Below are 10,637 nucleotides of genomic sequence, written 5' to 3'. Positions count from 1 at the left end.
ACCTCGGTTTTTTTGGTGTCGAGGCTGAGAGTACCCTTCTGGGGCCGTTTTTTGCCCCACAAGATGGGTGGGGGTGCACCCCCCCCCCGTTCCCCCACCCCTCAACTCGCTTAGACACAGAACCTAGCTGTCGAGGGCTGATCGAGCCTCGCCTGTCACGCCGTAGAGCAGCATCCGCGTAGCTTCCTCGATTTGCCGCGCCTTGCCGGGGCGTCGTTGACTGGCCGGGAAGAGCCAGCCGTCCAGTAGCACCAGCGACATCACCGACCCGACGGAGAACGCGACAGTCACCGGAGCGTCGACATCGCGGAACCGTCGGGCAGCGCCGTGCGCGAGCAGGACATCCTGCAAACCTCGTACGCTGTCGGCAAGCTTGTCGCTCACCCGGGCCGCGACATCGGCCAGCGCCGGGTCGCCGCCCTGGATGCGGGCGGCTAGCAGTGTCTGAAAGAGCTCCCGGTGTTCGACAACCAGGTTGTAGAAACCTTTCACGAAGGACCGCACGATCTCCGTCGGATCCGAGGCCGAGGTGGCGCTCACGTCCCACGCCTTGGCCCAGCCACCGACGAAATCGGTGAACGGAGTCAGAATCGCCGCCTCGAAGAGCTCGGCCTTCGACCCGAAGTTGCGGAATAGCACCGACTCCCCGACGCCGGCCTCTTCGGCGATTTGACGGGTTTTCGTGCCGTGGTAGCCCTGCTCCGAGAAGAGCCGATCAGCTGCCTGGAGCACGAGATCTCTGACCACGTCAGGCGCGCGTCGCCCGCTTCCGCGCTTGGCAATGATCTCGGCCGTCAGCGCCACTCACCCCCACAATGCCGGACACCCATGCGTGCCTCCTTGGTTCGAACTCACCTCGTAGCTCCGCGCCGATGGGGCTGCCAACGGCCTCGCCCGCCCATGATAGCGCTACTTCCGACTGAAGCGAGTGGCACTCACCGGTGGGGCGCCGGGATGTGGTCTGGGCCTCCATAGATCACGCGGAAGCGTGGCGGTGCCCGTGAAGCGGGAATAAAAACTACCTCTGACCTGGGTTTTCATGATTCTTGGAGATTTCCAATCATTAGTGGCGCTCTTGATATAAGCTAGCGCCACTCACTTGTGGCAAAGGAGTGGCCGCAGATGCCTGGACGGTCATCCAGGCTCGCCACCTCGTTCGGAAGGGGAAGGCAATGTCGGTACCGAAAGCGGTAGGAGTCGGAGACTGGGGTGCCTCGAGCAACCCATCAGCGGGTGCATCGAAGATGGTGCGCCTGCATGGCGAGACAACGCCTACATGGCCTTCTGGTCCGAGAATCTCTCAACGTTCGGTTGCTACCACGCGTCGACGTCGCCGAATGCAGGTGGCCGCAGGGTGGGGTTCAGCTTCCAGCACAAGGGTTCGTCGGTCGAGCTCGTCGAGGATGCGCCCGTGGGCACATTCGACAGTTGTTGCCCGGGAGAAGGGTATTCCATGCGTGGTCAACACCCGGACCGGTACACAAACGTTGCGCACTGGGGATCACCTGCGAGTCGACGGAACGACTGGAATCGTTGAAATACTCGAATGCGCAGAATCGACGGGATCATGAGCACGAGCCACGCCACGTCCAACAGTCACGGGAGGAAGAGATGACCAAACAAGTCGAGTTGGATACGAAGGTTGCGAAAACTTTCGTCTGGTCTGCCGTTGCGCTGGTCGCTGGGTTGATCGTTGCGCAAGGATTCCTGATGCATTTCATCCCGGGGCCGGATCCGACGTTATCGGCCGAGGCTTTGCGGCAGCGTTTTATCGACCGCCGGGGGGCGATTCAGCTCGGGTCGCTGCTGCAGATTATCGTGTGGAGTTTTTGGGCCACGTGGGGGATGGTGGTCACGGTCTTCATTCGGAGGATGGAACGTAGTTATCCGTTCCTGACCTATGCTTCGATCGGTTTGGTCGGTGGTGGTTCGGTATTCTTCCTGCTGATTCCGATGACCTGGGCGGTGTGTGCCTTCCGGGCTCCAGATATGGCGCCGCAGATCATTCAGTTCGCCAATGACTGGGTGTGGTTCGACTGGTTGTTCACCTGGCCGCCGTTCGCGATATGGTTCTTCGTCATCGCGTGGGCGATCTTCAAGGACCACAATGTGCCGACGATCTATCCGCGTTGGGTTGGCTATTTCAATGTGTGGTGTGGATTGTTGATCTTCCCGGCGGGGTTGATCGCTTTCTTCCACAGCGGCCCGTTCGCCTACAACGGTATCGGTGCGTTCTGGTTCCCGGTGTTCGTCTTCTTCGGTGAGATCGTTGTGATGATCGTTGTATCGATGCGGGTCATCAATCAGCAGGCCGCCCGCCTGCAATCCGAGGCCGAGGTTGCGGCGACCGTGTAGGACCTATGTTGCACCGAGTTGCCCCGCCGGCGCGGTCGACACCGCGACGGCGGCGGCAACTCGGTACGCCGCCGTGGCGGGCGCGTTGCCGAACAGAAGGAATTCCATGTCCATTACCACCGAAGCCCTTGCCGCACGTTTGACGTCACCGCCCGGAGAGAAGCGGATACCGGCCGAGCCGGGTTTCTGGATTATTATTATCGGCGATATGTCGATGTTCGCCTTGTTCTTCACCGTCTATGCGGTGTATCGAGGCAAGCAGCCGGCCCTGTTCGATCGTTCACAGGACGTCTTGAACAAGGACCTCGGGGCCATCAACACCCTCGTTCTTCTGGTCAGTTCGCTTTTCATCGTCATGGCCGTTCGGGCGATGCGGACCGCGCGGCGGGATCTTGCGCAGCGGCTGATAGTCGGGGCCTTCGCCTGTGGGCTCGTGTTCATTGCGATCAAAGTATTCGAATACCACGAGCGGGTAGCGGCGCACGAGACGCCGGTCAGTAATAACTTTTTCATGATGTACTTCATTCTCACCGGGCTGCATCTGTTTCATCTGTGCCTCGGTCTCGCGGTGCTCAGCATCCTTCGGTACCTGGCCGGGAAGCCTGAATTATCCAAAAATCAATGGGCCCTTTTCGAAGGTGGAGCATGCTTCTGGCACATGGTCGACCTGTTGTGGTTCGTAATATTCCCGCTTGTGTATCTGGTGAGGTGAAGAGATGACGGTACTTCTCCGGACCCCGGCGACGATGGTCTGGATCCTATTGGCCGGGGCGACATCGGGATCCTGGGCACTCGGAACCCACGAGGGGTCGGGCGACCACCACGCGCTGGCCAGCGTTGCGGTTCTCCTCATCGCCTTCACCAAGATCCGTTTCGTCGGCCTCTACTTCATGGAGCTGCGCGAGGCGCCGATCGTTCTTCGCGGCCTGTTCGAGGCCTACTGCGTCATCGTTTTTCTCGTAGTCGCCGGGACATTTCTGTTCGCCTGATGCCGCGGCTGAGTCGCCCCAATGCCGTTGACTTACGCGTCGGTGTAGCCGGATCTCGGGCGGTTGTGGGTGGTTGGTGTTTGTTGTGCTGGGGGTATTTGCGTGGGAAGTTGTGTCGTCGGCCGCGTGTGGAGACGCGTGGGTAGCTGCGGTGTCGGCGGGGTGGGTTCGCGTGGGTGAGGATCTCGGTCAGTGCCGTGGTGGTGGCGGTGGCGAGGCGGTCAGGGGAAAATCCGCTTGCCCGGTGAGGTGTCACCGGGCAATGCGCAGGGTGCGCAGGAACGACAGTCGTGGCGGGTCGACGGAGTCGAAATCCGCGGCGTGATACATCAATTCGCGGATCGCGTAGTGGGTGATCATCAGTCCCCAGATCTCTTGACGCACCATGGCCGGGCTGTGTGAGCGCAACACCCGCAAGCTGCCGCATTGACGGGTTTCGATCTCGGCGAACACAGCTCGGCCGTGGTGGTGATCGCTGTGCCGAGGCAGGCATTCCTGTAAACCGTTGCAGCCAAGGCGTTCTCACCAAGCCGCGGTTGGCCGAGGCGATGATCGCCAGTGCTCTGGATGCCGGTGCGGCCGCCGGCTGGGTGGCCGCCGACGCTGCATACGGTCGTGATGGCCGCTTCCGGGGGTTCTGCGAGGCCCGCCGCCTGTCGTACGTCCTCGAGGTCCCGGTCCGCCAGACTGTTGCCGATCTCGACGGCCGCCGCCGCGGCCACGCGGGAGCCGGGCCTATTGGCGACCTCAAAGCGTATTCGCACGCTGGCGCGCGGTGAACGCTCCGCACCTGGTCGCGCTCGTCTGTAACGGCGCCGTCTTCCATCAGGCTGCATCCCTAGTCATGATGTACGCCCGCCGGGTGTGGCGTGGATTACTTTTCTCTATAGTTGAGTCAATCACAACTTTCTGCTCTATAGTTCAGTCCGTCACAACATTCCCCTACGCTTGGAGCGCCTGCCTGATGAGCTTTACCATCCAGGATCCGGCCGCGGACCTGTGGATCCCCATCCCCGAGAACGCTGACCGGATCGACCCGCACACCATCCACACGCACTACTTCGGGTTCTCGGTTCCGGAAGCCGCGTTGGGCGGCTTTCTCTACATCCGGTACCAGCCTGCGTTCTCGCTCTGCCAGGGCGGTGTGGTCATCTTCCGAGGGCTGGACAACGTCGAGATCCTCGATGTCGAGCACCTGAACTGGGAGAACACCATGCGGTGGCCCACGGTCGAGGGCACGACGATTACCACCCCGAACGGCCTGTCCATCGAGTTCCTGGAGCTGGGTAAGACCGCGCGTCTTCGCTACGAGGGCTCGGGGGCGTCGTTCGATCTCCTTCAGACGGCCGTGTCGCCGCTGGCCGCGCGGTCTCACGTGATGCCCGGCGAGGCCGAGAACGCGGATCCCACGAGTCTGCCCGGGGGTCTGGAGCAGTTCATGCACTGCACCGGCACCTTGACGTTGCACGGACAGGAGTACGCCGTCGACTGCTACGCGCCGCGGGACCGCTCCTGGAACCAGGTGCGCACCGAGCGCCACGACTCGGTCAATATGCCTCCCATCGCTTGGAGCCCTATCTGCTTCGGACCGGACTTCGGGTTCAACCAGATCGGTTGGGAGCACCCCGACACCGACCCGCCGTATCTTCCCGCGTACCCCGTACCGGCGGACCGACCCACCCACGTATACGGCTGGGTGTACGCCGACGGCGTCACCAGCCACCTGGCAACAGTCCGGCGGACGACCCATGAACGGCATCCGGTCAGTCATCTCGCGACCCGGATGACCATCGAGGCCAGCGACGAACTGGGGCGCGACTTCCGGTTCGAGGGAACCGCACTCGCCTTGGCGCCGGTTCCCGCGTGGCCGAACATCTCCCTCCACGACGCCGTCTTCCGGTGGGAGGACGAGTTCGGTCGCGTCGGCTACGCCACCTGCCAGGAGGCGTGGTTCGACAAGTACCAGCGCCTCATGAACGCGTCCGCCAAGGGGCGATTTGCACGACTGGAAAGGAACGCCTGACCGTGGCACTCATCAACCGAACCGATTCCGCCGAGGTGGCGGGCAAGCTGGCTGCAAGCATCGAGAAGCACCGCCCCGCCGTATCCGACGTGGCCGTCACAGACGTCGTGATCCCACAGTCAACCGGAATGTCGAACGATACGGTCGTCTTCTCCGCTGCGTGGCTCGAGGGCGGCGAGACGGTCCACCACCGACTGGTCGCCCGTGTCGCGCCAACCGGACCGTCGCTCTTCATCTCGCACAACCTCGGCCTCGAGTTCCGTGTTCTCTCCGCGCTCGAGAAGTCCGGAGTGCCTGTACCGGCGATCCTGTTCCACGAGTCCGACGAGTCCGTTCTCGGTGCGCCCTTCCTGGTGATGGAGTTCGTGGACGGGAAGGCCGCTCCCGACGACCCGCCGTTCACCGCGACGGGATGGGTCGTGGATCTCGAGCCCAGCAACCGGGCGCGGATCGCGGACCGGGGGCTGGCTGCCCTTGCATCCATCCACAACGTCGACTGGCGCGCCGTGGGCCTCGGCGACCTCGACCGGTCAGGTCCGGGCCGGTCGGTGCTCGATGTCGTGCTGGACGACCTCCGCGACTTCTACGAGGTCTCGTCCGTCGACCTGTCCAATCCCACCATCGAGGCCGGCCTCGCCTGGCTCGACCAGCATCGGCCCGCGACACCAGGTGAGCCAGTCCTGAGCTGGGGCGATGCGCGGTTCGGCAACCTCCTCTTCACCGAGGAACTCGAGGTCGGCGCTGTGCTCGACTGGGAGATGGTTACCGTCGGCCCTCGCGAGCTCGATCTCGGATGGTGGACCTTCCTCCTGCGTCACCACACCGACGGCATCGGCGTTCCGCTTCCGGACGGTCTGCCCACCCCGCAGGAGAGCGTCAAGCGTTACGAGGAGATGAGTGGGCACACCGTCACCGATTTCCTGTTCTATGAGGTTATTGCGGCGGTGCGGCTCTCGATCCTCTCCCAGCGCGCCACCAAGTTGCTGATCGATGCCGGTGTGGTCCCGGCAGGTTCACCGATGCTCCTTGCCAACCCTGCCACCAACCTGCTCGCCGAGCTCGCAGGCCTCCCGAGCCCGGGCGAAAAGAAGTCGAGCCCGATGAACCGAGGCGCATGAAATTTTGTCGGTCACGACCGACCGGACCGCCGGCGTGACGCGCTGCCTCCCGGCGCGGCTTCGTGCCGCTCCGGGAGGCAGACGAACGAGTCCTCCCGATGGCGTCGCGGAGCACAGCTCCCGCAAGCCACGACGAGCTCGGTCGGCCGCGGCTCACATCTTGCGAGCGTTGCTCGGCACGTCAGTGCGACGGACTTCCCAGAAAGCCGTAGGACACGAAGGCAGTGATCTCCTCAATCAGCTCGTGCTCGGTGGGACGGTTCCAACCGGAGGGCACGAACCATGGATGGAGCGCTGTGACGTCGAAGACCAGCCCGACCATGAACCGATGGGTCAGGTGGAGCCGGGCCGGGTCGAACCCGGCATTACTGCGCGCGGCGCGTTGTCGTCCAAGCTCGTTGAGGCGCTGAAAGAAATCGTCCAGTCGGCGAGTGGCCTCGCGCGCCGCGTGCTCGGAATCGGGGTCACCGTGCGCTGTGATGAGTGCGCGCATGGACTCCTGATTGCGTAGCAGGTGTCGGAACAGCTGCTCGACGCTCTCGCGGATCAGCGCCTCGTCGGTGGCCTCCTCGTCGTTCATGCTTCGTTCGAAGAACTTCTCGTACTCGGACAAGAACACGAAGAAGGGTTCCACCACGGCAGCCGCGAAAAGCTCCGACTTCGAGCCGAACTGGCGGTAGATCGAGGCTTCCGACGTACGAGCCGCGGCAGCTATCTCTTTCGTACTGGCGCCGGCATACCCCTTGCGAGCAAAGACCTCCGCTGCGGAAGCCAGGAGAGAGTCCCGGACGGCGGCGCTGCTCCGCCGTCGACCGGGCTCGGCTGGGGGTGCTTCGGACTGTGTCATACGCGAAGCATAAGCCTGCCTGCCTCGAAACGAGGGTAGTGTTCACTATCCTAAATGGCTCTCTTTCCGTCTCGAACGTGGATTAATCGGGATTTTTGACGTTCTGTGGCGGTCAATAAGATAGCGTTCGCTACCGATCGATGTGATCCTGCCAGGCGCTCGGCGCCACCTAGATGGAGATAGACATGACAGATCGCAAGTACCGCGTCATCCAGTGGGCCACCGGCCGCGTGGGGCTCCCAGCACTGCAGGGGATCATCAATCACCCTGACCTCGAACTCGTCGGTCTGTTCGTGACGAGCAACAGCAAGGCCGGTCGGGACGCTGGTGAGATCCTCGGCGGCGCCCCCGTCGGCGTCATCGCGACGAAGAGCGTCGAGGAGATCTTGGCGCTCGACGCCGATTGCGTCACCTATTCCGCGACGGACGTCGGTCGAGTCGATGAAGTCATCGACGATCTCGTCGCCATCCTCTCCTCCGGCAAGAACGTCGTGAACAACTCGATCACTCGCCTGGTCTGGCCCGCCGGCATGGAGCCGGAGATCCTCGAACGTCTCAACAAGGCATGCTTGGATGGTCAATCCACCCTCTACAACACCGGGATCCACCCAGGCGTCGTGAGCGACCAGATGCTCTTCGCGCTGACCAACCTGTCGCAGGGTATCGAGGCTATCTCGGCTGCAGAGCACCTGGACTGTTCCAGCTACGACCCTGTGGTCATCTCTGCGCTGGGATTCGGGAAGACGATCGAACAGGACGCGGAAGAGTTCGACCCGGCGATCGTGCACTTCTACTGGGGCCCGGTGCTGCGTGGACTGGCAGAGTCGTTCGGCGTCGAGCTCGATGAGATCCGATTCTTTCGTCGCCCCGAGTTCGTCGACGGTGGATTCACTACGCAGACCGGTCTCGAGATTGCCCCGAACACGATCGGTGCGATCCACTACGGCCTCGAGGGCCTGGTCGACGGCAAGGTCCGGATCGTCGCGGAGAACTACGAGAAGATCCGTCGCGACATCGCCCCCGAGGGTTGGCCCATGTTCCCGATGCACAACGACAAACAGACCGGGGGCTATCGCATCCTCGTGAAGGGCGTGCCGGAAATGCAGCTCGACCTAGCTTTCGGCTACGAGGAGGACCCACTGACCGACGTGCTCATCGGGACCGGAATGCGAGCCGTGAATTCGGTGGCAGCGGTGGTCGAGGCTCCGACCGGTATCGTGGCGTCTTTCGAGGACCTGCCGCACGTCCGCGGATTCATGCTCGGCCTGCAAAGCAAAGCCTGAGGCGTCGTTGTCGTGATCCGGCCGGCCGCGCCCGCGATACGGTAGCGCAGGTGGAGGTTCCGCATCCCGGTGTCCACCCCGGGATGCGGTCCTCGATCCGGACGCAATGCAGTGTCGGACTTGCGGATCGGCCACCATCTAGCACAACAGTTGTATTTCGTTGTGCAGCCGCCGTGTTCATTCCGAGAAAGCTTCTCCTCGTGCTGGATGATGTTGTTGCTGAGGATGTTTCGGCATGGCGTTCAGGTTTCGATGAAGTGTTTGCCCCGGTGGCGGGGGCGTTCTATAGGGCGGAGCCTCGGCGGCGGGTGCGCGCCTACCTGACCGGGTTGCTGGCGCCGGTGGAGCGGAAGAACTCCTGGCGGTTGTCCGAGGCCGCGGGTGTGGTGGAGCCGGGTGGGTTGCAGCATTTCCTGAACCGGTCCCGCTGGGGTGCCGAAGAGCTGCGTGATCGGTTGCGTTCGTACGTGGCCGAGGCGCTCGCGGGCCCGGATGGTGTCCTGCTCACCACGCTCGCCCACGCCTTCCCCGCCGTCACCGACCCAAAAGCCCACGCTGGCTGGGCCCCGATCACAGTCGCCGACATCCGCCGTCTCCTGGCGATAGTGCTCCACCCGCCCGCACACTGGCACAGAGGCCATCAAGCCCACTCCAGAAACCTCAGATACCAGCGAAAACGATTACACCGCAACAAAATACAACTGTCGTGCTAGCTAGTGCTGCGTACCTGTTCGGTCGAGTCAATCCGCGTGCTCTGTGCAGTGTCCGGGCCCATGTATGGGTGGAAGAAACCGCCGTGGATGAATCGCACGACTTCGTTCGCGATACGGTCCGCGTCGCGGTGCTCGTCGCCTTCGGGGAAAAGTAGACCCTCGAGGAGCACCATGGACAGCACCAGTCCGATGGAACAGGCGACAGCCATCTCGAGGTCTGGGTGATGGAGCCCACGCTTGTCTGCCTCAGCGGCGGCAAAGGCCGCAAGCCGTCGCACACCTTGGCCATGCATGGAATCCACCGCGAACTCAGCATTGACCGAACGGGTTGACATCGCCCAGGCGAGTAGGAGGCCCTCGTTTTCGCGAGCGAAACCTAGAAGCATGTCGACGAAGCGGCGGATGATGTCAATCGTCGACGGCGGTACTGGGGTGGCCTCCCATTCGTCGAGAAATGCCTGTACAAAGCCCCGTCCGGGCTGCACGATCGACTCGTCGAACAGGCCGGACTTAGAGCCGAAGTACCGGTAGACAAGTGTCTCCGAGACCTTGGCGTCCAGTGCAATCGCCTTGATGCTCGCGTCATGGAGCCCGTGTACGGCGAACGCTGTGCGGGCCGCCATCAGGATGGCGTCGCGCGCGTCCCCACGGCGATGCGGTCTGTGTCCGTTGGTCGCCACCATGCCGCCATTCAATCAGTCGCGGAAGGGGCGAGCAACGAGCGGGCATGCAGATGACCGGGAACGCGTGCATTCCCGGATGATCATCGGTCAGAGATTCGATTGGTCCGGCGCGCCGACGCCGGTCGGGGAGGTGTGTCCTGTGTTCGAGTTGGTTCGTGGTACAGCCTGGTCCAACGTGGACGGCGTTACGGACAGCGGGTCAATGACTCGCGTACCGATCCGGAAACTGGTGGGCCAAACGGGCCGGCCACGGCGAAGACGGCATGATCAGAAGCTATCGAGGAAGGCCAGTAGCGCGTCGGGGAGTGGACATGATGACGCGTATGGCGGACCCCGCGGTCATGCCACCAGATAGATGCCGTTGACGACCGCGCAGACAGACACAACCCAGCCGTTGAACAAGAAGACCAGGACTCGGGGCGCATGCCGCAGTTCCATGAAGTTCATCCCGACGAGATAGACCTTGAAGAACGCGATAACCAGTACACCCACGGTCGCTGCTCGCGCGCTCCCGACGAGGATTTCGTGGTGGGAACCCATCATCCATGACAGAGTCGTGGCAAGCATGAGTATCGCCCAGACAAGCGACGCTCGCTGACGACCGTAGGTGGTGAGCTGATTCATGT

The 10,637-nt window shown here is 62.7% G+C and carries 12 protein-coding genes and 3 pseudogenes; 9 read left to right on the top strand and 6 right to left on the bottom strand.

Annotated features, from left to right (window positions below):
• Window positions 1–123: 123 nt before the first annotated feature.
• Complete coding sequence (locus ACFXN1_RS27185; protein ID WP_379444080.1) at window positions 124–804, bottom strand: TetR/AcrR family transcriptional regulator; 681 nt, start codon at window positions 802–804, stop codon at window positions 124–126.
• A 611-nt stretch (window positions 805–1,415) separates the two neighbouring features.
• On the opposite strand from ACFXN1_RS27185, the pseudogene ACFXN1_RS27180 reads away from it, so the two are divergent.
• From ACFXN1_RS27180 to ACFXN1_RS27165, 4 genes and pseudogenes are all read left to right on the top strand, one after another.
• Window positions 1,416–1,571 (top strand): annotated as a pseudogene (locus ACFXN1_RS27180) (PEP-utilizing enzyme); the annotation flags it as partial.
• Window positions 1,572–1,611: 40 nt separating this feature from the next.
• Window positions 1,612–2,355: a hypothetical protein gene (locus ACFXN1_RS27175; protein ID WP_379444079.1), complete on the top strand. Its 744-nt coding sequence runs from the start codon at window positions 1,612–1,614 to the stop codon at window positions 2,353–2,355.
• Window positions 2,356–2,461: 106 nt separating this feature from the next.
• On the top strand, window positions 2,462–3,067 hold the full coding sequence (locus tag ACFXN1_RS27170) for a cytochrome c oxidase subunit 3 (RefSeq protein ID WP_379444078.1): 606 nt from the start codon (window positions 2,462–2,464) through the stop codon (window positions 3,065–3,067).
• A gap of 4 nt (window positions 3,068–3,071) precedes the next feature.
• Entirely contained in the window at window positions 3,072–3,344 is a 273-nt protein-coding gene (locus ACFXN1_RS27165; RefSeq protein ID WP_379444076.1) for a cytochrome C oxidase subunit IV family protein, read from the top strand.
• A 252-nt stretch (window positions 3,345–3,596) separates the two neighbouring features.
• On the opposite strand, the pseudogene ACFXN1_RS27160 reads toward ACFXN1_RS27165, so the two are convergent.
• A pseudogene (locus ACFXN1_RS27160) lies at window positions 3,597–3,800 on the bottom strand (IS4 family transposase); the annotation flags it as partial.
• On the opposite strand from ACFXN1_RS27160, the gene ACFXN1_RS27155 reads away from it, so the two are divergent.
• The 3 genes from ACFXN1_RS27155 (at window position 3,743) to ACFXN1_RS27145 (ending at window position 6,485) form a co-directional block, all read left to right on the top strand.
• On the top strand, window positions 3,743–4,123 hold the full coding sequence (locus tag ACFXN1_RS27155; protein WP_379444075.1) for a transposase: 381 nt from the start codon (window positions 3,743–3,745) through the stop codon (window positions 4,121–4,123). The pseudogene ACFXN1_RS27160 and the gene ACFXN1_RS27155 overlap by 58 nt on opposite strands.
• Window positions 4,124–4,308: 185 nt before the next feature.
• On the top strand, window positions 4,309–5,367 hold the full coding sequence (locus ACFXN1_RS27150; RefSeq protein ID WP_379444073.1) for a tyrosine protein kinase: 1,059 nt from the start codon (window positions 4,309–4,311) through the stop codon (window positions 5,365–5,367).
• 2 nt (window positions 5,368–5,369) lie between these two features.
• Window positions 5,370–6,485 carry a phosphotransferase family protein gene (locus ACFXN1_RS27145; RefSeq protein ID WP_379444072.1) on the top strand — a complete coding sequence of 372 codons (1,116 nt, stop codon included), beginning with the start codon at window positions 5,370–5,372 and terminating at the stop codon, window positions 6,483–6,485.
• Between the two features lie 181 nt (window positions 6,486–6,666).
• Here ACFXN1_RS27145 and ACFXN1_RS27140 read toward each other — a convergent pair whose 3' ends face one another.
• Together ACFXN1_RS27140 and ACFXN1_RS27135 are read right to left on the bottom strand one after the other, a co-directional pair.
• On the bottom strand, window positions 6,667–7,065 hold the full coding sequence (locus tag ACFXN1_RS27140; protein WP_379444083.1) for a hypothetical protein: 399 nt from the start codon (window positions 7,063–7,065) through the stop codon (window positions 6,667–6,669).
• A 69-nt stretch (window positions 7,066–7,134) separates the two neighbouring features.
• Window positions 7,135–7,332: pseudogene (locus tag ACFXN1_RS27135) on the bottom strand (helix-turn-helix domain-containing protein); the annotation flags it as partial.
• A 185-nt stretch (window positions 7,333–7,517) separates the two neighbouring features.
• Here ACFXN1_RS27135 and ACFXN1_RS27130 point away from each other — a divergent pair.
• Both ACFXN1_RS27130 and ACFXN1_RS27125 read left to right on the top strand, forming a co-directional pair.
• Window positions 7,518–8,615, top strand: coding sequence for a hypothetical protein (locus ACFXN1_RS27130; protein WP_379444071.1), 1,098 nt, complete (start codon window positions 7,518–7,520; stop codon window positions 8,613–8,615).
• 200 nt (window positions 8,616–8,815) lie between these two features.
• Window positions 8,816–9,328: a transposase gene (locus ACFXN1_RS27125; RefSeq protein WP_379444069.1), complete on the top strand. Its 513-nt coding sequence runs from the start codon at window positions 8,816–8,818 to the stop codon at window positions 9,326–9,328.
• Here ACFXN1_RS27125 and ACFXN1_RS27120 read toward each other — a convergent pair.
• Both ACFXN1_RS27120 and ACFXN1_RS27115 read right to left on the bottom strand, forming a co-directional pair.
• The gene (locus tag ACFXN1_RS27120; protein WP_379444068.1) at window positions 9,325–10,011 is read right to left on the bottom strand and encodes a TetR/AcrR family transcriptional regulator; all 687 of its coding nucleotides are present in this window, start codon (window positions 10,009–10,011) and stop codon (window positions 9,325–9,327) included. The two genes, ACFXN1_RS27125 and ACFXN1_RS27120, sit on opposite strands and share 4 nt — an antisense overlap.
• A 339-nt stretch (window positions 10,012–10,350) precedes the next feature.
• Window positions 10,351–10,635: a cytochrome C oxidase subunit IV family protein gene (locus tag ACFXN1_RS27115; RefSeq protein WP_379444067.1), complete on the bottom strand. Its 285-nt coding sequence runs from the start codon at window positions 10,633–10,635 to the stop codon at window positions 10,351–10,353.
• Between the last annotated feature and the right edge of the window lie 2 nt (window positions 10,636–10,637).

The organism is Nocardia sp. NPDC059154 (genome assembly GCF_042755705.1).
Lineage (GTDB): Bacteria > Actinomycetota > Actinomycetes > Mycobacteriales > Mycobacteriaceae > Nocardia.
The sequence above is the reverse complement of the archived record's forward strand: the minus strand, read 5'-3'. Positions and strand labels throughout refer to the sequence as shown.

Excerpts from the sequence above, each read along its gene's own strand:
- ACFXN1_RS27120 (WP_379444068.1), bottom strand. The coding sequence starts at position 10,011 with ATGGTGGCGACCAACGGACACAGACCGCATCGCCGTGGGGACGCGCGC.
- ACFXN1_RS27170 (WP_379444078.1), top strand. The coding sequence starts at position 2,462 with ATGTCCATTACCACCGAAGCCCTTGCCGCACGTTTGACGTCACCGCCC.
- ACFXN1_RS27140 (WP_379444083.1), bottom strand. The coding sequence starts at position 7,065 with ATGAACGACGAGGAGGCCACCGACGAGGCGCTGATCCGCGAGAGCGTC.
- ACFXN1_RS27165 (WP_379444076.1), top strand. The coding sequence starts at position 3,072 with ATGACGGTACTTCTCCGGACCCCGGCGACGATGGTCTGGATCCTATTG.
- ACFXN1_RS27150 (WP_379444073.1), top strand. The coding sequence starts at position 4,309 with ATGAGCTTTACCATCCAGGATCCGGCCGCGGACCTGTGGATCCCCATC.
- ACFXN1_RS27115 (WP_379444067.1), bottom strand. The coding sequence starts at position 10,635 with ATGAATCAGCTCACCACCTACGGTCGTCAGCGAGCGTCGCTTGTCTGG.
- ACFXN1_RS27130 (WP_379444071.1), top strand. The coding sequence starts at position 7,518 with ATGACAGATCGCAAGTACCGCGTCATCCAGTGGGCCACCGGCCGCGTG.
- ACFXN1_RS27175 (WP_379444079.1), top strand. The coding sequence starts at position 1,612 with ATGACCAAACAAGTCGAGTTGGATACGAAGGTTGCGAAAACTTTCGTC.